The 20746-nt window shown below is 63.2% G+C and carries 16 protein-coding genes; 5 read left to right on the plus strand and 11 right to left on the minus strand.

Going from position 1 to position 20746, the window contains the following annotated elements; translation table 11 throughout:
- The first annotated feature begins 160 nt into the window (after positions 1–160).
- The gene (locus J5M71_RS12270) at positions 161–637 is read left to right on the plus strand and encodes a PA2169 family four-helix-bundle protein (protein ID WP_207832496.1); all 477 of its coding nucleotides are present in this window, start codon (positions 161–163) and stop codon (positions 635–637) included.
- Here the strand turns inward: J5M71_RS12270 and J5M71_RS12275 are convergent.
- The 11 genes from J5M71_RS12275 to norR all read right to left on the minus strand — a co-directional run bounded on the left by J5M71_RS12275 (position 634) and on the right by norR (position 14923).
- Positions 634–2124 carry a GGDEF domain-containing protein gene (locus J5M71_RS12275; RefSeq protein ID WP_207832497.1) on the minus strand — a complete coding sequence of 497 codons (1491 nt, stop codon included), beginning with the start codon at positions 2122–2124 and terminating at the stop codon, positions 634–636. The genes J5M71_RS12270 and J5M71_RS12275 overlap by 4 nt on opposite strands.
- Positions 2125–2359: 235 nt before the next feature.
- Positions 2360–3694, minus strand: a complete 1335-nt coding sequence (locus tag J5M71_RS12280; RefSeq protein ID WP_207832499.1) for an OprD family porin — start codon at positions 3692–3694, stop codon at positions 2360–2362.
- Between the two features lie 205 nt (positions 3695–3899).
- Positions 3900–4124, minus strand: a complete 225-nt coding sequence (locus tag J5M71_RS12285) for a hypothetical protein (protein WP_207832502.1) — start codon at positions 4122–4124, stop codon at positions 3900–3902.
- A gap of 202 nt (positions 4125–4326) precedes the next feature.
- Positions 4327–5715, minus strand: coding sequence for a heavy metal sensor histidine kinase (locus tag J5M71_RS12290; RefSeq protein WP_207832504.1), 1389 nt, complete (start codon positions 5713–5715; stop codon positions 4327–4329).
- Positions 5690–6364 (minus strand): heavy metal response regulator transcription factor, encoded by a 675-nt coding sequence (locus J5M71_RS12295; protein ID WP_063911272.1) that lies wholly within the window; start codon positions 6362–6364, stop codon positions 5690–5692. Before J5M71_RS12295 ends, J5M71_RS12290 begins: the two co-directional genes overlap by 26 nt.
- A gap of 9 nt (positions 6365–6373) precedes the next feature.
- The gene (locus J5M71_RS12300) at positions 6374–9466 is read right to left on the minus strand and encodes a multidrug efflux RND transporter permease subunit (protein ID WP_207832506.1); all 3093 of its coding nucleotides are present in this window, start codon (positions 9464–9466) and stop codon (positions 6374–6376) included.
- On the minus strand, positions 9463–10626 hold the full coding sequence (locus J5M71_RS12305) for an efflux RND transporter periplasmic adaptor subunit (protein WP_207832508.1): 1164 nt from the start codon (positions 10624–10626) through the stop codon (positions 9463–9465). The genes J5M71_RS12300 and J5M71_RS12305 overlap by 4 nt, the downstream gene beginning before the upstream one ends.
- A 440-nt stretch (positions 10627–11066) precedes the next feature.
- Complete coding sequence (locus J5M71_RS12310; protein WP_207832510.1) at positions 11067–11801, minus strand: YkgJ family cysteine cluster protein; 735 nt, start codon at positions 11799–11801, stop codon at positions 11067–11069.
- Positions 11798–12109: a hypothetical protein gene (locus J5M71_RS12315; protein WP_025337739.1), complete on the minus strand. Its 312-nt coding sequence runs from the start codon at positions 12107–12109 to the stop codon at positions 11798–11800. The genes J5M71_RS12310 and J5M71_RS12315 overlap by 4 nt, the downstream gene beginning before the upstream one ends.
- Before the next feature lie 88 nt (positions 12110–12197).
- The gene (locus tag J5M71_RS12320) at positions 12198–13097 is read right to left on the minus strand and encodes a chemotaxis protein (protein ID WP_207832512.1); all 900 of its coding nucleotides are present in this window, start codon (positions 13095–13097) and stop codon (positions 12198–12200) included.
- Positions 13098–13369: 272 nt separating this feature from the next.
- Complete coding sequence (norR, locus tag J5M71_RS12325) at positions 13370–14923, minus strand: nitric oxide reductase transcriptional regulator NorR (protein ID WP_207832514.1); 1554 nt, start codon at positions 14921–14923, stop codon at positions 13370–13372.
- Positions 14924–15077: 154 nt separating this feature from the next.
- On the opposite strand from norR, the gene hmpA reads away from it, so the two are divergent.
- From hmpA to cyoB, 4 genes are all read left to right on the plus strand, one after another.
- Complete coding sequence (gene hmpA / locus J5M71_RS12330) at positions 15078–16256, plus strand: NO-inducible flavohemoprotein (protein WP_207832516.1); 1179 nt, start codon at positions 15078–15080, stop codon at positions 16254–16256.
- A gap of 456 nt (positions 16257–16712) precedes the next feature.
- The gene (locus tag J5M71_RS12335) at positions 16713–17219 is read left to right on the plus strand and encodes a disulfide bond formation protein B (protein WP_207832518.1); all 507 of its coding nucleotides are present in this window, start codon (positions 16713–16715) and stop codon (positions 17217–17219) included.
- 559 nt (positions 17220–17778) lie between these two features.
- Positions 17779–18723, plus strand: coding sequence for a ubiquinol oxidase subunit II (cyoA, locus tag J5M71_RS12340; protein WP_015268993.1), 945 nt, complete (start codon positions 17779–17781; stop codon positions 18721–18723).
- Positions 18724–18726: 3 nt separating this feature from the next.
- Positions 18727–20745 carry a cytochrome o ubiquinol oxidase subunit I gene (gene cyoB, locus J5M71_RS12345; RefSeq protein WP_207832521.1) on the plus strand — a complete coding sequence of 673 codons (2019 nt, stop codon included), beginning with the start codon at positions 18727–18729 and terminating at the stop codon, positions 20743–20745.
- The last annotated feature ends 1 nt before the right edge of the window (position 20746 follow it).

A 20746-nucleotide genomic window follows, 5' to 3' on the forward strand; every position in this document is an offset into this window, starting at 1 on the left:
TCTGCACGAAGGCCCAAGCGGCAATCATGCAGAACGCCGGTTTCAGCATTTACTCTTGTCATCATATCTATTTGATTTAAAAGTATTTTGTTGAGAGCACAAGGTTGGCACGAACGCTGCTCCCTTACAGATGACTATCACCTGCCAAGGAGTTCGTACCATGAGCAATCCCAACAAAGACGTGATCGATGTGCTCAACGACCTGATCGAGTACAGCAAGGATGGCGAGAAAGGCTTCAAAGCCTCGGCCGATGATGTGAAGAACCCCGAACTGAAAGCGTTCTTCGTTCAACGTGCCGGTGAGTGTGCCAATGCTGCCGGTGAACTGCAGAGCGAGGTGCGCCGCCTGGGGGGCGACCCGGAAACCTCCACCAGCATCAGCGGTGACCTGCATCGGGGTTGGGTCAACCTCAAGGCGATGGTGACCGGCAAGGATGAGGAAGCGGTGCTGAACGAGGTGGAGCGGGGCGAGGACCATGCCCTCAAGGCCTACAAGGAAGCCCGTGAGAAACTGGTGAAGCTGGGCCGCGGCGCCAGCGACCAGACCTACACCCTGGTGGAAAAACAGCTGCAAGGCGTGCAGCGCAACCATGACCAGGTCAGGGCCCTGCGCAACGCCGCGCGCGCCCGCGCCTAGTCGGCAGGCCCCTCTACCCGGTTGCGACCTTTGGCCTTGGCCCGGTAGAGCGCTTCGTCCGCAGCACCCAGCACCCTCGCCAGGTCGTGCTGGGTGCCCGAAAGGCCGATGCCGATACTCACGGTGACCGAGTGGGCATCGTCGGCAAACGGCGCCAGCGCCTCGACGCTGGCGCGGATGCGCTCGGCCAGCAGTCTCGCACCGGCCAGGTCGGTTTCCGGCAGCACTACCTGGAACTCCTCACCGCCATAGCGCGCCGCCAGATCGGCCGGGCGACGGATGCACGCCTCGATGGCCTTGGCCACTTCGCGCAAGGCATGGTCGCCACCGGCGTGGCCATGGCGCTGGTTGAAGGCCTTGAAGTGGTCAACATCCACCATCAGCACCGCCAACGGCGTGCGGTTGCGCTGGGCGCGGGCCCATTCCTGGCGCAGTACCTGATCCAGGTGGCGGCGGTTGGCCAGGCCGGTCAGGCTGTCGGTAGCGGCAAGGGTCGCCAGGCACTGTTCGGCCTCCTGGCGGCGGCGCAATTCGCGCCCCAGCAACAGTGTCAGCCAGAGGATTCCTACGCACAGTACGCCGGTGGCGGCGCTGACGACGATCGCCGTGCGGCGCCAGGACTGGAACACCTCCTCGGCGGAGTGAGCCACCAGCACGATCAGCGGCAGCTGCGGGACTCGGGCAAAGGTGTACATGCGCAGCGTGGCACTACTGCCGGAGCGGGCGGTGAAACTACCGCTCTGTTCGTTGAGTATGCGCTTGAAATTGGCGCGATTGGCGTAGTTGGTGCCTATAAGCGGATCTTGTGGCCGTGATGGCTGGCGGGCGAGCAGCTGTCCGTCGGCGTTGAACAGGCTGATGTTGCTGTCATCACCGATATCCAGGCGCCGGAACAGGTCGCTGAAGTAAGACAGGCGCAGCGCACCCGCTGCCAGACCAGCGAACTCGCCATTGGGGCCGGGGATGCGCCTGCTGAAACTGATGCACCAGTCCTGGTCACCCAGCGTGGCCTTGAACGGTGGGCCCACCAGCAGGCCGAGGTTGGGGTTGTGCAGGTGTGCCTGGAACACCCCGGTGTCGCCGAAGTTGGCTTTGCGTGGCACGCTGCTGGTGGAATCGCCCACCACGTTGCCTTGCTTGTCCAGCCACAGCACGTCACCGCGCTTGCGGTCGACGAAGGCTTCATTGAAGAGCAGGCGTTGGCGCACCGGGGCGGGAATTTCCGGCAGCTCCTTGCGCCCGACCGCCCAGATCAGGCCCTGCAGTGACTGGTCGTAGAGTTCGACGTTGCGCAGGATGTCGCTTTCGATCAGCTGGACGATATTGTTGGACGAGCGGATCGCCGACAGCTCGACATTGTCGCGCTCACGCGCCAGCAGGTAGCTGACGATGGCTACAATGGCGAGCACGGCAAGGCAACTGCCCAGGTTGAGGATCAGCTCGGGGTGCGATCTGTAGAGTGCGAAACGCGGTGGTCGGGGGGTCATGCTCGCTACTGCGTGGGCAGGGCCATTCGCGGCGGCGACATTCTAGGGAAGCGGGGATTGTCGAACAACATTTGTCCGACGGAATCACGGTATACCTTGTTTTGGACTGTCCACAAGCCCTGTGGTAGCGGGTTCACCCGCGAAGAAACCAACGCGGTGTCTGGCACCGGCTTCGCCGGTGTTCGCGGGTGAACCCGCTCCCACAGGGGTTATGTGTGCGTCCCGTAAACCAGGATCAGAACACGTTCAACGGGTAATCCACGATCACGCGCAGTTCATCGTTGTCGCTGTTGCTGTCGATCGATGCATAGCCCTGGCTACCACGGTGGGTGGCATAGCGCACCAGCACCGACAGGTCCTTCAGATCACCCTCCTGGAACACATACTTCACGTCCAGGTCGCGCTCCCAGTGCATGGCGTTCTTGCCATCGGCACGGTAGTAGTCGTAGTGGGTGGTGTCCTGGGTAGCCTTGGTCAGGTCCGCTTCACCGCGCGAGTACGACAGCACCGTGGTCAGACCAGGGATGCCCACACCGGCGAAGTCATAGTTGTACTGCAGCTTCCACGAACGCTCGTTTGGCGCGTTGAAATCCGAGTACATGCGCGAGTTGTCCAGGTAGATGCTGTCGCCCAGGTTGATGTAGTCGAACGGCGTGTTGCCATTGACCCGCTGGTAGGCGGCAGTGACGCTGTGGAACCCGGCGTTGACGGTGAAGTGTACGCTGTAGGTGTTGTTGTCGATCTTGCCCAGCAGGGCCTGGCCGGTGTCCTGGGTGTGATAGAAGTGCACGCCCGGATTCAGGCTGACCAGGTCGTTGACCACGTAGGTGTAGTCGAAGTCGGCGTAGTACTGGTTCCAGATGTCCTTCAGCTCGGCTGCATACAGGTTGGCGGTAACGTTCGGGGTACCGCTCCACGACGCGCCGGCCCAGTTCAGGTGCTTGCTCTTGTCATGCTCGTCCAGCGAGCCGTAGTAGGTGTCGATGCGGCGGTGGCCGCTCTGGTTGTACGGCTTGGTGAAGCTGACCTGGCCGCCTTCGAGCAGCAGGCCGTCGATGCTGGTGTTGGTCAGGCTAACCCCACGGAAGGTCTGCGGCAGCATGCGGGATTCGCCGCCGGCGATCACCGGGTTGGTCAGGAACAGGTCACCGGCTTTCAGCTCGGTGCCGAAGGCCTTGAGTTTGACTGCGGCACCGGCAGTGGAGAACGAATGCGGGGCAGCACCCAGTTCGTCTTCGTTCTTCTGGTGGGTTGGCAGGATGCTGGTGCCAGCATGGCCGCCACCGCCGTCCAGTTTCAGGCCCAGCATGGCATGGGCATCCAGACCAAAGCCGATCACGCCCGGGGTGTAGCCCGACTCGAAGCGCGCAACCGCGCCCTGGCCCCACTCGCGGGTGTCGCGCACGCCGGCGTTGCGGTTGTCGCGGTTGAAGTAGGCATTACGGAAATGCAGGTTGAAGGACGAGCCTTCGATGAAGCCATCAGCCTTGTCTTCATCTGCCTGGGCGGCGAAAGGGATCGTTGCAGTCAACGCAATGAACAGCGGGGTAAAACGAAACGCGGAAGGCACCGGTACTAGCTCCTTTGGTCTGACGGTGGGGCAGTTTTTATTTTCGAATGTGCGTCTTTTTTATAGGTGAACGTTACAGCTGGGCTGATAGTTAAAGCACATAAAAAAAGCCGCTGATCGGCAGCGGCTTTAAAAGGCTAACATATCGGCACCGGTGGTGCCCATGGCGTAGCCAAGGGAAAACGGGAGCAGCGACAGCGCTTGATCAGCTGTCGGCATTGGCATCGATAGAAACCTTGGAAGCGGTCTGTTTTGCGTCTTTGGCTGAATCGGCCTGCTGTGCGGCTACGGCTTCGCGGAACTCTTGGTGGACTGCGGCAAACTCAGCGTTACGGGTGACGAACGCTTGGGATTCTTCGGCCATGGCCAGGGGCGACAACAACAGGGAAGACAGGACGAAGACGCTGGCAATACCCATACTGTTGGACATTTGAAACTACCTTCTTGCGGTGCAAGTGCTAATGAGGACGGGGGTAAAGTTAGTCCTTTCAATACACTTGAAACAGAGCGAAGTGCGATAAGCACTGTTGCGCAAAAGGTAATTATCGCAGGAAAAAGCAATAGGACTTTCGCCGCAAAGCCGCATGCTAGAGAGCCTGCGCGGTCTTTACTTTTGTGGGAGCGGCCTCCTGTCAGGCATGGGTGGGCAGCCTGATACCAAAGGTATTGGCCCCAGCCGCACTACGCACAAACACCTCCCCACCATGCATCAGCGCAATCGCCTTGACGATCGCCAGGCCCAACCCGTGGTTTCCCCCGCCGCTGTTGCTGCGTGCTGCATCCACCCGGTAGAAGCGTTCGAACAGCAACGGCAGGTGCTCATCGTCGATCGCCGGCCCCGGGTTGCTCACGGCGATGCTGACCTGCTCCGGCCCGGCAGCGATCTGCACCTCGATCACCTGGTGCGGTGCAGTGTGCTGCACGGCGTTGTTCAGCAGGTTGATCAGTGCCCGGCGCAGCTGCGCCTTTTCGATGGGCACCTGGGCATCGCCGCTCACGCTCACGCTGACCTGCGCGTCTTCAAGGATGTAGTCCAGGTAGTCGAGGGTGGTCGCCACTTCTTCGGCCAGCGAGGCCTGGGTCAGGGCGGTGGCCTTGCTGCCCTGGTCGGCGCTGGCCAGGAACAGCATGTCGTTGATGATGCTGCGCAGGCGCTCCAGCTCCTCTAGGTTCGATTGCAGCACTTCGAAGTAGTGCTCGGCGCTGCGCCCGCGGGTCAGTGCCACCTGGGTCTGGCCGATCAGGTTGGTCAGCGGCGAGCGCAATTCGTGGGCGACGTCGGCATTGAACGCCTCCAGCCGCGAATAGGCCTGGCTTACCCGGTCGAGCGCAGCGTTGAAGGCGCCAGCGAACTGCGCCAGCTCCGGGGCCAGGGCGTGGGTCTGCAGGCGCCCGTCCAGGCGCGGAGGGGCCAGCGCCTGGGCCTCAACGGACAATGCCAGCAGCGGGCGCAGGCCGATGCGCGCCACCCAGTAGCCCAGCAGCGAGGCCAGCAGCACGCCAAGCACCGCCAGCCCGACAATCGCCACCAGCAGGCTGTGCTGGGCCTGCCAGAAGGTTTCGGTGTCGATGCCGATCAGAAAGCGCAGCGGCGGTCGCTCACCCAGGGCCGGCAGCTCGCTGACCAGCACCTTGTAAGGGTAGGGCCGGTCGGGCAGGCGCAGGTCGCGCATGCCCTGTGCCCCTTCGGCGAAGGCGCGGACCAGCTCGCTGGGGTGGCCGTATTCGTAGGCCGGGTTGCTGCTGACTACCCAGAAGCGAATGCGCTTGTCCTCTTCACTGAGCAGGTTGAGCTTGTTGTTGATCTTGACCCAGTGTTCCGGGCTGCCGAAGCGGTTGAGGGTGGATTCGAGCACGCTGAAACGTGCATCCAGCTCTGCCTGCGGCAGCAGGTCGAGGCTGCGGTCGACCTGGCGGTACAGCGCCGAGCCGATCAGCAGGAACACGCCCAGCGCCACCAGGATGAACAGTGCCGACAGGCGCAGCGCGATGGAATTACCCGGCACGGTTTTCCAGGACATAGCCCATGCCTCGGATGGTGTGCAGCAACTTGTTGTCAAAAGGCCCGTCGAGCTTGGCGCGCAGGCGCTTGATCGCCACTTCGACGACGTTGGCATCGCTGTCGAAATTGATGTCCCAGACCAGCTCGGCAATCGCCGTCTTCGACAGGATTTCGCCTTGCCGGCGGGCCAGCACGCTGAGCAGCGAGAACTCCTTGGCCGTCAGCTCCAGGCGCTGGCCGGCGCGCGTGACCTTGCGCGCCATCAGGTCGATCCACAGGTCACCCACCTGCACCTGCAGGGGTTCATGGTTGCTGCTACGGCGGGTCAGGGCTTGCAGGCGGGCGACCAGTTCGAGGAAGGAGAACGGCTTGCCCAGGTAGTCGTCGGCACCCTCGCGCAGGCCATGGATACGGTCTTCGACCCGTTCGCGGGCGGTCAGCATGATCACCGGCGTCTGCTTGCGCGCGCGCAGGGCGCGCAGCACGCCATAACCGTCCAGGCCCGGCAGCATCACATCCAGCACGATCACTGCATAGTCACCTTCCAGGGCCAGGTGCAGGCCGTCGATGCCGTCCCGCGCCAGGTCGACGGTAAACCCCTGCTCGCTGAGGCCGCGATGCAGGTAGTCGGCGGTTTTTTCTTCGTCTTCGATGATCAGTACACGCATGAGCTTGTCCTAACTGGCACTGGGCGCCGCCGCACGGGCGGCCCGGCGGCGGTGGAACAGGCGCTCCAGGGCCAAGTATATGACCGGGGTGGTGAACAGCGTCAGCGCCTGGCTCACCAGCAGGCCGCCAACCACGGCGATGCCCAGTGGCTGGCGCAGTTCGGCGCCGGTGCCGAAGCCGAACATCAGCGGCACCGCACCGAGCAGGGCGGCAAGGGTGGTCATGATGATCGGCCGGAAGCGCGTCAGGCAGGCCTGGTGGATCGCCTGCTCCGGCGTCAGGCCATGGCGGCGTTGGGCTTCGAGGGCGAAGTCGATCAGCAGGATGCCGTTTTTCTTGACGATGCCGATCAGCAGCACCACGCCGATCAGCCCCATGATGCTGAAGTCCTGGCCCATGGCCCACAGCAGTATCAGCGCGCCGAGGCCGGCCGAGGGCAGGGTGGAGATGATCGTCAATGGGTGGACGAAGCTTTCGTACAGCACACCGAGGATGATGTACACCGCCACCAGTGCTGCCAGGATCAGCCATGGCTGGCTGGACAGCGAACTCTGGAAGGCCTGGGCCGCGCCCTGGAAGTTGCCGCTGATGGAATCGGGCATGCCCAGCTCGCGCTGGGTGCGTTCAAGGATGGCCACCGCATCGCCCAGGGCCACGCCAGGGGCCAGGTTGAACGACAGGTTGGTCGCCGGGAACAGGCCGTCGTGGCTGATCGACAGCGGCCCGGTACCGGGCGGCGCCACATGAGCCACTGCCGACAGCGGCACCATCTCGTTGGTCAGCGGCGAGCGCAGGTAGAAGTAGTTGAGGCTTTCGGCCTTGCCACGCTGGCGGGCATCCAGTTCGAGGATCACCTTGTACTGGTTGGTCTCGGTCTGGAACTCACTGATCTGCCGCTGGCCGAAGGCGTCGTACAACGCCTGGTCGACATCGGTGGTGGTCAGGCCGAAACGTGCCGCGGCCTGGCGGTCGATATCGATGCGGGTGACGCTGGCGCCCAGTTGCAGGTCGTTGGACAGGTCGCGCAACGCCGGGTTTTCCCGCAGGCGCTCGGTCAGGCGCTGGGTCCACAGGTTCAGCGCCATGCCGTCGTTGCTCTTGAGCACGTACTGGTACTGGGTGCGCGACGGGCCGGAGCTGAGGTTGATGTCCTGGCCGGCGCGCATGTACAGGACGATGCCCGGCACCTGGGCCAGCTTGGGCCGCAGCCGGTCGATCAGTGCGCTGGCCGACACATCGCGCTCGCCACGCGGCTTGAGGGCGATCCAGAAGCGGCCGTTGGCGATGGTCTGGTTGCTGCCGGTAACGCCCACCGAGTGGGAGAACGCGCGCACCGCCGGGTCGGCCTCGATGATCTTGGCCAGCGCCTGGTGCTTCTCGATCATCGATGGGTACGACACATCCGCCGCCGCCTCGCTGGTGCCGAGGATGAAGCCGGTGTCCTGCAGCGGGAAAAAGCCCTTGGGGATACCTACGTAACCTGCCACCGCCAGGGCCAGGGTCAGGCCGAACACGCCGAGGGTCAGGCGCTGGTGGGCGAGGGCGTGGTCCAGGCCCTTTTCGTACCACCTGACCAGGCGCTCGCCGAAGCCGCCCTTGTGCTCGCCGGGCGGGCGGCGCATGAACAGCGCACACAGGGTTGGCGCCAGGGTCAGCGAAACCACCACCGAAATCAGGATGGTGGCGGTGGCGGTAAGGGCGAACTCCTTGAACAGCCTGCCGACCACACCGCCCATGAACAGCAGCGGGATGAACGCGGCAATCAGCGAGAAACTGATCGACACCACGGTAAAGCCGATTTCCCCCGCGCCCTTGAGCGCCGCCGTGCGGCTGTCGTCGCCGGCCTCCAGGTGGCGGTGGATGTTCTCCACCACGACGATGGCATCGTCGACCACGAAGCCCACCGAGATGACGATGGCCACCAGGGTCAGGTTGTTCAGGCTGAAGCCGAAGATGTACATCAGCGCACAACTGGCAATCAGCGATACGCCGAGCACGCTGGACACCACCAGGGTCGCTGACCACTGGCGCAGGAACAGCGCCATCACCCCGATCACCAGGGCCACGGCGATCATCAGGGTCAGCTCCACTTCGTGCAGCGAGGCGCGGATGGTCTGGGTGCGGTCCTGCAGCACCGACACCTCGACCGAGGCCGGCAGCATCTCCTGCAGCTTGGGCAGCGCGGCCATTACACGGTCCACGGTATCGACAATGTTGGCGCCGGGCTGGCGGAAGATCACCAGGTTCAGCCCCGGCTGGTCGCCGGACCAGGCTTTGACGTAGGCGTTCTCGGCGCCGTTGATCACCTTGGCCACGTCCTTCAGGTGCACCGGAGCACCGTCACGGTACGAGACGATCAGCTGGGCGTAGTCGTCGGGGTGGAACAACTGGTCGTTGGCGGCGATGGTCGACACGCTGTGCTCGCCGTACAGCGCGCCCTTGGCCAGGTTCAGGCTGGTCTGCTGGATGGCCTGGCGCAGGTCGGCCAGGGTCAGGCCGATGGCCGCCAGCTTCTCGGGTTGCGCCTGCACGCGGATCGCCGGGCGCAGTTGCCCGGTGATGTTGATCAGGCCCACCCCTTCGATCTGGCTCAGCTGGCGCGCCAGCAGGGTTTCGGCGTAGTCGCTGAGTTCGTTGCCGGGCATCTGGCTGGAGCTGACGGTCATCACCAGCACCGGGCTGTCGGCGGGGTTGACCTTGCGCCAGGTCGGCGGGTTGGGCAGGTCTTGTGGCAGGCGCGCAGTGGCGGTGTTGATCGCCGCCTGCACTTCCTGGGCGGCAGTGTCGATGTTCTTGTCGAGCGTGAACTGCAGGATCAGGGTGGTCGAGCCCAGCGCGCTGCTGCTGGTCATCTGGGTCATGCCAGGGATGGCGCTGAACTGCACTTCCAGCGGCGTGGCCACCGACGAGGCCATGGTTTCCGGGCTGGCGCCGGGCAGCTGGGCGGTCACCTGAATGGTCGGGAAGTCTGCCTCAGGTAGCGGCGCTACCGGCAGGCGCGGGAAGGCGATGGCCCCCAGCAGCACCAGGGCGAAGGTCAGCAACAAGGTGGCGATGGGGTGGTCGATGCACCAGGCCGAAACACCGTTGCGCGTGTTCATGGCTGGCTCCGGCGGTCAGCCATTTCCGAGGGGGCGGGGGCGTCGGGGGCCACTTCGACCCGCGAACCGGGCTTGAGCCGTGACTGGCCGTCGAGCACCAGGCGCTCGCCCGGCTTGACCCCGGCAATGATGTTCAGCCCGCTGTCCTGGTACAGCACCTTGACCGGCACACTGGTGACCCTGTCACCGTCCAGGCGGTAGACGAAGTGCCCGTCGACGCCGCGTTGCACCACCGGCGGCGGCACTACCAGGGCGTTTTCTTCCACTGCGGTGCGCAGGCGAATGGTGACCAGCTGGCCCGGCCACAGGCGGCCGTCCTTGTTGTCGAACTCGGCTTTTACCCGCACGGTGCCGGTGGTGGTGGAAATCTGGTTGTCGATCAGCGCCAGGTGGCCTTCACCGAGCAGGCTGCGTTCGCCGTCGGCGTCCATATAGGCCTGCACCAGCGCCGGGGTGGGCGCCTTCAGCAGGCTCTGCAGGGTCGGCAGCATTTGCTGTGGCAGGGCGAACTCGACGGCGATCGGGTCGATCTGGGTGACGCTGAACAGGCTGCGGGTATCGCTGGTGCGCACCAGGTTGCCGGGGTCGACGTTACGAATACCCACCCGGCCGGTCACCGGCGAGCGGACCTGTGTGTACGACAGCTGCACCTCGGCATTGGCGATGGCTGCCTGGTTGCCCTTGACCGTGGCCTGCAGGCGGTTGACCAGGGCCTGCTGCTGGTCGAGGGTCTGCTTCGATACGCCATTGTCGGTACTCAGCAGGCGGTAGCGCTGCAGGTCGACATTGGCGACCTGGATCTGCGCCTGGCTCTGGCCCAGTTCGGCACGGGCCTGGTCGAGGCTGGCGCGGATGGCACGGTCGTCGAGGGTGGCCAGCAGGTCGCCTTCCTTCACCCACTGGCCTTCCTTGACCAGCACCTGGGTCAGTACCCCCTCCACTTGCGGGCGCACTTCGACGCTGTGCAGCGACAGCACCGAACCGATGGCGCTGGCATAGCGCGGCACGTTCTGCTGGACGACACTGACCACGCGCACCGGCACGGCGGTTTGCGCGCGGGTGGCAGGTGCGGGCTGGCGCTGGCCGAACCAGAGACCCGCTACCGCCAGGACGAGGAGCGCCAGGGTGGCGAGGAGGACAGGGCGGGACGGACGTCGCATCGGTGCGGGCACCTTGGCCGGAGGGGAGGGAAGGGAGCTGTATTCAATCTTATAGCCCCCGAACCGGGTCGGCAGCGTGACCGCTGGCTGACAGCGCTGTCAGTTTGAGGCGTTTGCAGGTGTATATCTTGAGTTTTCTCGTGGCTGTGAGATCGAGCGCCGCCCGCGCGGCGCTTCGCGGGACAAGCCCGCTCCCACATCTGTTGCAACGTGCCGAACCTGTCAGGCCATGGTTGCCTGCCTTGGTGGCGGTCTTGAGACAGGTGGGGCGGCATCAATGCCCACCTAGAAGTCCACTCATGCGAGCAAGGCTGACAACCATGGCCTAACAGACATGGTCACGTTGCAACAGATGTGGGAGCGGGCTTGTCCCGCGAAGCGCCGCGCGGGCGGCGCTCGATCTCACAGGCACCTAAGTTCTCAAGGCAAGTCATGACTGGCTAAAAACCTATAAAGGCGTAATACACCGGTGGCTCGCTGGTGGTGCGCAAACCATGTTCCTGCAAGCTCGCCACCAGCGCCGCGTCCTCCACGTGCAGGGTCCACTGTGCCAGGCCAGCCTCCGGTACCTGCTCCAGACCCGCGCGGAAGGCCCCCATGTCAGGCAGGTAGGCAGTAAATCCGTTGCCCTTGAGTGCACTGGTGGTCATCCCCAGCGCCTGGCACACCGCCACCTTCGCGGCGATGTCATCGCGGTCGGCCTGGCGCGAGGCCTGCACCAGCGCCTCCAGTTCGGCATCGACCAGTTGCGTGCCGTGAATCAGATCCGGCCCCTGCTGCCAGGCTTCCGGCGGGCAGTCCTTGCTGTCCGGCCGCAGCGGGATATGCGGGTTGATTTCCACCGGATAGATGCGACAGACCAGCGGCCGCTGGTCATAGATGGTACACAGGTCGTTGTCGTCGAGGTTGCGGCAGCGGCCGGGATTGAACGCGGCAAAGGTCACCGATACGCGTGCCTCGCTGTCGCCGCAGGGCACGGGATGGGAGCGACGCAGCACATGATCACGCTGTTCTACCGGCATGCCAGGGCCGTCCGCCACAAAGGCTTCGATCAGTACCACCACCTGGCCGGCGTTGTCCGCCCAGCGGCGTGCTTCGGCCAGGGTCAAGGGCACGTGGTGGCCGGTGCAGCACTTGCCGCAGCCGGTACAGGCGAAACGCAGGTTGTCGGTCACTTGGCTTCCGGGCTCCATTCGCTGACAAAGGCGCGCTGGTGCTGGCGGTCGTACAGGCACAACTCGGTGCCGGTACGCTGCTGCATGTGCTTCTGGGGGTAGACGCCTTCGATCAGCAGGGCACTCATGCCCACCTGGTCATCGAACTCGGCAGGCTTGCTGCGGGCGTGTGCGTCCTTGAACTGGCTGGCGGCCAGGCAGGCCTTGAGCATCTGCTGGCGCTGCTCGTTCCAGGCCTGGCTGCTGGAAGCCTGGGCAATACCGCTGAAGAGGGCGCAACTGATCAGGATAGAGCTGAGAAACTTCATACACGATTCCGGCAAGTTACCTGCGAGGGGCGCGAATTATGCCCGACTCGTCCCCGGCGGCAAGCCGGGGAGTTTGTCTCCGAATATATCAACGCTCGGCGAACACCACGGCGCGCGCCGCCACCACCAGACAATCGGTCAGCTCCGGCGAGGAGAACTTGGTGAGGATGGCATTGGCCCCGGCCTGGGTCGCCTTTTCGCTGCTCATGGCGCTGTCCAGCGAGGTATGCAGCAATATGTACAGGTGCTGGAAGTCGGGGGTTTCGCGCAGGGTGCGGGTGAAGGCGTAGCCGTCCATTTCGCTCATTTCGATGTCGGAGACGATCACGTTGATTTCCTGCGCGGTGCCTTGCAGGTCCAGCAACACGTTGATGGCGTCCTTGGCGCTGCGCGCGGTGTGGCATTCGACGCCGAGGTTGCGCAGGGTGTGCACCGACTGCTGCAGGGCCACCTGGCTGTCATCCACCACCAGGATATTGGCTGCGGCCAGCAGGCTGGCGTCTTCCTCGCTCAAGGTGCGCTGAGGCGGCTCAGGCGTCGGCGGGGCGATGGCATGGATGACTTTTTCGATGTCCAGCACCTGTACCAGGGTGTTGTCGACCCGGGTCACGCCGGTGATGAACGATCGGCTGCCTGAGCCATAGGGTGGTGGTTTGATGTCGGTGCTCAGGCAATGCACGATGCGGCTGACCGCCTGCACATGCAGGCCCTGACGCGAGCGGCTGATCTCGGTAACGATCAGACAGCCACCGTCCGGGTCGGCCAGCGGCCGTTCGCCAATGGCGCGGGACAGGTCGATGACCGACAGCGGGTTGCCGCGCAGGGTCGCCACGCCTTTCACGTGGGGGTGCGATTCGGGCAGCTTGGTCAGCGCCGGGCAAGGGATGATCTCGCTGACCTTGAGCAGGTTGATTGCCATCAACTTGCCGCTGCGCAGGGTGAACAGCAGCAGGGACAGCGAGTCCGCGCGGGCATTTTGCGTGGCCATGGTGACCTTCATGGGGAACAGGGAGTAACCGGTTATCGGCCTGTTCGGGCTTGGCTTTAGTCATTTTGCTCCGAGCCAAGGAATGCTCGGGCCCCTGTGGGAGCGGCTTTAGCCGTGAACACCGGCGCAGCCGGTGCCATGCACCGCGTTGGATTCTTCGCGGCTAAAGCCGCTCCCACAGGGTACGCGGATTGCTTGCAAGTTCAGCTATTCATGCGACAGCGCAGGCCAAAGGGCCGGGCCACCTCCCACAGGTACCGCGCTGGTTTCAATCAGCGCAGCCCCAGCCGACGGGCCAGGCGGCTAAGGTTGGCCCGGTCCAGGCCGAGTTCCCGGGCAGCCGCTGCCCAGTTTCCTTCGTGCCGCTGCAGACAGGCATCGATCACCTGGCGCTGGTAGGCGTCGACGGCTTCGCGCAGCCCCCCCTCGGGTAGCGGTGCTGCCTGCAAGGACGCGGCAGGGGAGGGCGGGATGCCGGGCGTTGCCGTTGCGCGCAGGTCCAGGTCGATGGCTTCCAGGGTAAGGATGCGTGGCCTGTCAGGGTGTTGGCCCAGCGCCTTGAGCGCCGAGCGACCGATCAGGTGTTCCAGTTCACGCACGTTGCCTGGCCAGTCGTAGGCCAGCAGCGCGGCCTGGGCTTCGCTGCTCAGGCGCAGGCTGTTCAGGCCCAGGCGCGAACGGTTCTGTTCGAGGAAGTAGCCGGCCAACAGCAGCACATCTCGCCCACGTTCGCGCAACGGTGGCACGTGCAGCGGGTACACGCTGAGGCGATGATAGAAGTCGGCGCGGAAGTTGCCAGTGCGTACTTCTGCTGCCAGGTCGCGGTTGGTGGCTGCGATCAGGCGCACATCCACCCGGTGCTCGCGGTCCGAGCCCAGGCGCTGCAACTGGCCGCTCTGCAGCACACGCAGCAGCTTGGCTTGCACCGTCAGCGGCAGTTCACCGACTTCGTCGAGGAACAGTGTGCCGCCATTGGCCAGTTCGAACTTGCCACGGCGCTCGCCATGGGCACCGGTGAAGGCACCGCGCACATGGCCGAACAGTTCGCTTTCCACCAGGGTGTCGGGCAGGGCGGCACAGTTGAGGCTGACCAGCGGTTTGTCGGCGCGGTTGCTGGCCTGGTGCAGGGCCTGGGCCACCAATTCCTTGCCAACGCCGGTCTCACCGGTGATCAGCACGGTCAGGTCGCTGCCACCGACCAGGCGGATTTCCTCCACCAGGCGCTTGTGCGCAGGGCTCTGGCCAATCAGCTCTTTATCCTGGCCGCTGGCCTGGCGGTAGATCTCGGCGCGGTGGTGCTCGTCTTCCGCGCGCAGGGCCAGGTGCTCGATGCGCTCGGCCACGGTGACCGTGGCGGCGGCCAGGCTGGCGAAGGCCTGCAGGGCGCCCAGCTCCAGGCTCTGGAACTGCCCCGGGGTGAGGGCGTCGAGGGTAACCAGGCCCCAAGGGCGTTCGTCAACCATCAACGGGCAGCCCATGCAGTCATGTACTTCCAGGTTGGCATCGGGGGTGTTGACCAGGCCGTCGTAAGGGTCGGGCAGCTCGGAGTCACTGGCAAAGCGAGTGGGTTCCGGGCTGCTGAGCAGAACCTGGAAGCGTGGGTGCTCGCTGACCCGGAAGCGCCGGCCCAGTGTATCGGGGCTCAGGCCGTCCACTGCCAGCGGCACCAGCCACTCGCCGTCCAGGCGCAGCAGCGCGGCGGCATCGCAGGGCAGCAACCCACGCATGGCCTGCAGCAGGCGGCGATAGCGTTCCTGGTCGGGCAGGTCGCGGGACAGGTCGCTGACCAAGGGCAGCAGGGTGGTGAGCAGCGGCTTTGTGGTCATATTGACTCCTGTAAGTCGATATGACTATACGCCGGGGTGGGTCGTTTTGACATGATCGGTGTCAACTGCCTGATTTTGCTGGAGATAAAAGTTGGCACGGTTGATGTAATGACCGAGGCAGTCATTCGAAGCCACAGGCTCAGGAGTTGTTGCAATGCTCAATGCCGAACAACGTGCAATCATCAAGGCCACTGTCCCCCTGCTGGAAAGCGGCGGCGAAGCGCTGACCACCCACTTCTACAAGATGATGCTCAGCGAGTACCCGCAAGTGCGTCCGCTGTTCAACCAGGCCCACCAGGCCAGTGGTGACCAGCCGCGCGCCCTGGCCAACGGCGTGCTGATGTATGCCCGCCACATCGACCAGCTGGAGCAGCTTGGCGGCCTGGTCGGCCAGATCATCAACAAGCACGTTGCCTTGCAGATTCTGCCCGAGCACTACCCGATCGTCGGCAGCTGCCTGCTGCGCGCCATCGAAGAAGTGCTGGGCAAGGAAATCGCCACCCCCGCCGTGATAGATGCCTGGGGCGCGGCCTATGGCCAGCTGGCCGACATCCTGATCGGTGCCGAAGAGAATCTCTATAAACAGAAGGAAGAGGCCGAAGGTGGCTGGCGCGGTACCCGCGAATTCCGCCTGGTACGCCGTGAGCAGGAAAGCAGCGAAATCGTATCGTTCTACTTTGCCCCGGTGGATGGCAAGCCGGTGCTCAAGGCCGAGCCTGGCCAGTACATCGGCCTGAAGCTGGACATCGACGGTGCCGAGCAGCGCCGTAACTATTCCCTGTCGGCATTGTGCGACGGCAAGGAATACCGCATCAGCGTCAAGCGCGAGGCGGGCGGCAAGGTCTCCAACTACCTGCACGACGTACTGGCGGTGGGCGATACCCTGCAGCTGTTCCCGCCGGCTGGCGATTTCACCCTGGTTGCCAGCGACAAGCCGCTGGTGCTGATCAGCGGTGGCGTGGGGATTACCCCGACCCTGCCAATGCTGCAGGCGGCACTGCAAACCCAGCGTGAGGTGCATTTCATTCACTGCGCGCGCAACGGTGCCGTGCATGCCTTCCGCGACTGGATCGACGAGCTGGCCGCGCGTCACCCGCAGCTCAAGCGCTTCTACTGCTATGCCGAACCGCAGGGTGGCGCCGCAGCTGATGCCTTAGGCCTGCTGAGCGAGGACCTGCTGGCCGAGTGGCTGCCGCAGGAGCGTGACGTGGATGCCTACTTCCTCGGGCCCAAGGGTTTCATGGCGGCGGTCAAGCGCCAGCTGAAGGGCCTGGGTGTGCCAGAGCAGCAGAGCCGCTACGAGTTCTTCGGGCCGGCGGCTGCGCTGGAGTGATGTAGCGCCTGTACCGGCCCTTTCGCGGGTGAACCCGCTCCCACAGTGATCGCACAGGTTTTGAACCTTGTGGGGGCCCTGTGGGAGCGGGTTTACCCGCGAAGAGGCCGGTACAGGCTTACAGAATATTTATCCCGGCCGCTGGGCCGCACCTCACCTTCCTGCCTATATAAAGGAGAGATGAAAGCGCCAGTGCAGCTTTCATCGTTAATCGTCCTTTAATCACGGTATCCTTCACTCCCGGGTGTCGAGGGGCTTGCTCCTGCGCGGCACCCGGCAGCCGTTTTTTGCCGCCCGACGTTGAACCGACGTCGTTGCGGCCGGTCTCAGCCACACCGGATAGCCCAGCAGCGCCATCACGCCGCTTCCTCGGCACGCTCAAAGGCCCTGCCCAGCGTGTAGACTTGCGCCCAGGCAGGCGGACCACGCTGCCACTATCCATCGAAGGAACCGGCAATGAACGAACAAACATCGCGCCTGAATCGGGAACGGCGCTTTCTGGTGCTGTTGGGCCTGATCTGCATTTCGCTGATCGGTGGCGCCCTCTACATGCAGATAGTCCTGGGCGAGGCACCCTGCCCATTGTGCATCCTGCAGCGTTATGCGCTGCTGTTCATTGCCGTGTTCGCCTTCCTCGCCGCGGCGATGCCCGGGCGCCGCAGCCTGACCTTCTTCGAGGCACTGGTGGTGCTCAGCGCCATTGGCGGAATCGTTGCGGCCGGCAACCATGTGTATATACTCGCCAACCCCATGGTCAGTTGCGGCATCGACACCCTGCAACCGATCGTGGACGACCTGCCGCTGGCCAAGCTCTGGCCGCTGGTGTTCCAGGTCGACGGCTTCTGCAGCACGCCGTACCCGCCGATCCTCGGTTTGTCTCTGGCGCAATGGGCGCTGGTTGCGTTCGTCCTGACGGCCGTCCTGGTTCCGCTCGGGATCTATCGCAACCGACGCCGGGCTTAGACAAAAGTCCCGAATTGCATGGGGTCTTTTGCGCCGCATGAGAAGAGGGGAAATTTGCTCCCCGCTTGATCCAGATCAACCCGGAGGCCTTGCAGAATGCGGCTTTGGGGCCTAGCAAGCGGGGTGCGACAAACTGTCGCGAAGTTGAGTTTTTGAGCAGTATTGTTGCAGATTCTGTAAAAGACTGTTGCTCAATAAGTCATAGTCAAGGGTTGGCGACCTATCTACAATCGCCCCCAATTTCCGTTCGGCACTGCTTGCAAGTCGCAGGATTGAAGGAAGCCCCAGCGCTCCTTTTTGCTGACTTCGTCAAGTTTCGCCCAACGGCGATACCGGGCGGACCCCCCTCCGCGTTTTCCCGCACCAAATGGACTTGGTCTGAAGTACAGGCCTGTTGCCTACGAAACCATAAGCACCGCTAACTCGCTTCACGCCTAGGTCCTGCAGTCAGACCCCGGGCAGGAGCGAGTACGGGCGTGAAATGCCTCACTTGGCAGGACGAAGTGTTGGCTACCAAAACACAAATTGCATTGAAGCAAGCTGATCTAGAGGTCGTGAGATGAGTAAAAAGCGTTACCCCAGACTGTTTGGCATATTGCCCTTTTTAGGCATGCTTTTACTCAGTGGGTGCAACTGGACCCTGCTCGACCCGAAGGGCCAGGTCGGCATTGAGCAAAAGAACCTGATCCTGATCGCTACCGGCCTGATGCTGCTGGTGGTGATTCCGGTCATTATCATGACCGTGGTTTTCGCCTGGAAGTACCGTGCTTCCAACAAGGCTGCCACCTACACCCCCGACTGGTCGCACTCGACCAAGATCGAAGCCGCGGTGTGGATCATCCCGATCCTGATCATCATCGCCCTGGGCTACTTCACCTACCACTCCACCCACAAGCTGGACCCGTACCGTCCGCTGGATTCCGATGTGAAGCCAGTGCAGATCGACGTGGTCGCGCTGGACTGGAAGTGGCTGTTCATCTACCCGGAGCAGGGCATTGCCACGGTCAACAAGATCGTCTTCCCGGCTAACACCCCGGTCAACTTCCGCGTCACTTCCGATGCCGTGATGAACTCGTTCTTCATCCCGGGCCTGGGCGGCCAGATCTACGCCATGGCCGGCATGACCACCAAGCTGCACCTGATCGCCAACGAAAACGGCGAGTTCGACGGTATCAGCGCCAACTACAGCGGTGCTGGCTTCACCGGCATGAAATTCAAGGCTACTGCCACCTCCCAGGAAGACTTCGACAAGTGGGTCGCCGAGGTCAAGCAGTCGCCGAAGAAGCTGGACAAGGCCGAATACGACGCCTTGGCCAAACCAAGCGAAAACAACCCAGTCGCGCTGTATAGCGAGGCTTCGCCTGACCAGTTCCAGCTGATCGTCGACAAGTACGAAGGCATGAACCGCGGTCGTCCGAGCCACGAAGAAGCAGGCAGCAAAGATCTGGCCACTACCAAGGGTGTGGAATCGAGTATGCAACCAGCTGCCGGTGCAGAGGAGTAAGAGATGTTCGGTAAACTAAGCCTGGAGGCGATACCCTATCACGAGCCGATAGTCATGGTGACGCTTGCCATGATCGCGCTCGGTGGTATCGCTGTCGTCGGTGCTATCACCTACTTCCGCAAGTGGACCTACTTGTGGACCGAGTGGTTGACGACTGTCGACCACAAGAAGATCGGGGTGATGTACATCATCGTCGCGATGGTCATGCTGCTGCGCGGCTTTGCCGACGCCATCATGATGCGTACCCAGCTGGCTGCCGCTACCGGTGGCTCCGAAGGCTACCTGCCGCCTGAACACTATGACCAGATCTTCACCGCTCACGGTGTGATCATGATCATCTTCATGGCGATGCCGTTCTTCACCGGCCTGATGAACCTGGCGGTTCCTCTGCAGATCGGTGCACGTGACGTTGCCTTCCCGTTCCTGAACTCCCTGAGCTTCTACCTGCTGCTGGCAGGCGTGCTGCTGGTCAACATCTCGCTGGGCGTTGGTGAATTCGCCAAGACCGGCTGGGTTGCCTATCCGCCGCTCGCGGGCATTCAGTACAGCCCTGGGGTGGGTGTCGACTACTACATCTGGGCGCTACAGCTCTCAGGCCTGGGTACGACGCTTACCGGCGTGAACTTCCTCGTCACCGTGATGAAGATGCGCGCCCCTGGCATGAAGCTGATGGACATGCCGATCTTCACCTGGACCTGCACCTGGGCCAACGTGCTGATCGTGGCTTCCTTCCCGATCCTGACCGCTGCACTCGCTCTGCTGACTGTTGACCGTTATCTGGACTTCCACATCTTCACCAACGAGCTTGGTGGGAACCCGATGATGTACGTCAACCTGTTCTGGGCGTGGGGTCACCCTGAGGTCTACATCCTGATCCTGCCGGCCTTCGGCGTGTTCTCGGAAGTTACCTCCACCTTCGCAGGCAAGCGTCTGTTCGGCCACCACTCGATGATCTACGCATCGGGCGCCATCGCCGTGCTGGGCTTCGCTGTATGGCTGCACCACTTCTTCACCATGGGTGCCGGCGCCAGCGTCAACACCTTCTTCGGCCTGGCGACGATGCTGATCTCCATTCCGACCGGTGTGAAGCTGTTCAACTGGCTGTTCACCATCTACCAGGGCCGTCTGCGCTTCACCGCGCCGATCATGTGGACCCTGGGCTTCATGATCACCTTCTCCATCGGTGGCATGACTGGTGTTCTGCTGGCTGTTCCAGGTGCTGACTTCGTGCTGCACAACAGCCTGTTCGTAATTGCTCACTTCCACAACGTGATCATCGGTGGTGCGGTATTCGGCTACATCGCCGGCTTCGCCTACTGGTTCCCGAAAGCCTTCGGTTTCACCCTGAACGAGAAGTGGGGCAAGGCTGCCTTCTGGTTCTGGATCTCGGGCTTCTACGTTGCGTTCATGCCGCTGTACGCCCTGGGCTTCATGGGCATGACCCGTCGTCTGAACCACTCCGACAACCCACTGTGGGAACCCTACCTGTACGTAGCCGTTGTCGGCGCCGTGCTGATCCTGTTCGGTATCGCCTGCCAGCTGATCCAGCTGTACGTATCGGTTCGCGACCGCAACCAGAACCTGGACGTGACCGGCGACCCATGGGGCGGCCGCACCCTGGAATGGTCGACTTCGTCGCCACCTCCGTTCTACAACTTCGCCCACATGCCTGAGAAGGTTGGCCTGGACGCCTGGCATGAAGCCAAGGAAGCCGGTGTCGCCTACAAGCCTGCGGCCAAGTACGAAGCGATCCACATGCCGAGCAACACCTCCACCGGTTTGTTCATGGGCCTGTTCCTGACCGTCTTCGGCTTCGCCTTCATCTGGCACATCTGGTGGCTGGTTGGCGCGAGCCTGGTTGCAACCATCGCTGTCTTCGTTCGCCACGCTGCGCGTGACGACCAGGGCTACATGGTTCCGGCCGAAGAAGTGGCGCGCATCGAAGGCGAGCGCATGAAAGCGCTGGCCAAAGCAGGTGCTCTGCCTGCCGGCGCACGTGTCGAATCGTTTGAGCGGGTGTAAT

Origin of the sequence: Pseudomonas sp. 43(2021) (genome assembly GCF_017490805.1) — a bacterium.
In the GTDB taxonomy this organism is placed as follows: Bacteria; Pseudomonadota; Gammaproteobacteria; order Pseudomonadales; family Pseudomonadaceae; genus Aquipseudomonas.

Excerpts from the sequence above, each read along its gene's own strand:
- J5M71_RS12270 (WP_207832496.1), top strand. The coding sequence starts at position 161 with ATGAGCAATCCCAACAAAGACGTGATCGATGTGCTCAACGACCTGATC.
- hmpA (WP_207832516.1), top strand. The coding sequence starts at position 15,078 with ATGCTCAATGCCGAACAACGTGCAATCATCAAGGCCACTGTCCCCCTG.
- J5M71_RS12300 (WP_207832506.1), bottom strand. The coding sequence starts at position 9,466 with ATGAACACGCGCAACGGTGTTTCGGCCTGGTGCATCGACCACCCCATC.
- J5M71_RS12275 (WP_207832497.1), bottom strand. The coding sequence starts at position 2,124 with ATGACCCCCCGACCACCGCGTTTCGCACTCTACAGATCGCACCCCGAG.
- J5M71_RS12290 (WP_207832504.1), bottom strand. The coding sequence starts at position 5,715 with ATGTCCTGGAAAACCGTGCCGGGTAATTCCATCGCGCTGCGCCTGTCG.
- J5M71_RS12335 (WP_207832518.1), top strand. The coding sequence starts at position 16,713 with ATGAACGAACAAACATCGCGCCTGAATCGGGAACGGCGCTTTCTGGTG.
- J5M71_RS12285 (WP_207832502.1), bottom strand. The coding sequence starts at position 4,124 with ATGTCCAACAGTATGGGTATTGCCAGCGTCTTCGTCCTGTCTTCCCTG.
- norR (WP_207832514.1), bottom strand. The coding sequence starts at position 14,923 with ATGACCACAAAGCCGCTGCTCACCACCCTGCTGCCCTTGGTCAGCGAC.
- cyoB (WP_207832521.1), top strand. The coding sequence starts at position 18,727 with ATGTTCGGTAAACTAAGCCTGGAGGCGATACCCTATCACGAGCCGATA.
- J5M71_RS12320 (WP_207832512.1), bottom strand. The coding sequence starts at position 13,097 with ATGGCCACGCAAAATGCCCGCGCGGACTCGCTGTCCCTGCTGCTGTTC.
- cyoA (WP_015268993.1), top strand. The coding sequence starts at position 17,779 with ATGAGTAAAAAGCGTTACCCCAGACTGTTTGGCATATTGCCCTTTTTA.
- J5M71_RS12295 (WP_063911272.1), bottom strand. The coding sequence starts at position 6,364 with ATGCGTGTACTGATCATCGAAGACGAAGAAAAAACCGCCGACTACCTG.
- J5M71_RS12315 (WP_025337739.1), bottom strand. The coding sequence starts at position 12,109 with ATGAAGTTTCTCAGCTCTATCCTGATCAGTTGCGCCCTCTTCAGCGGT.
- J5M71_RS12305 (WP_207832508.1), bottom strand. The coding sequence starts at position 10,626 with ATGCGACGTCCGTCCCGCCCTGTCCTCCTCGCCACCCTGGCGCTCCTC.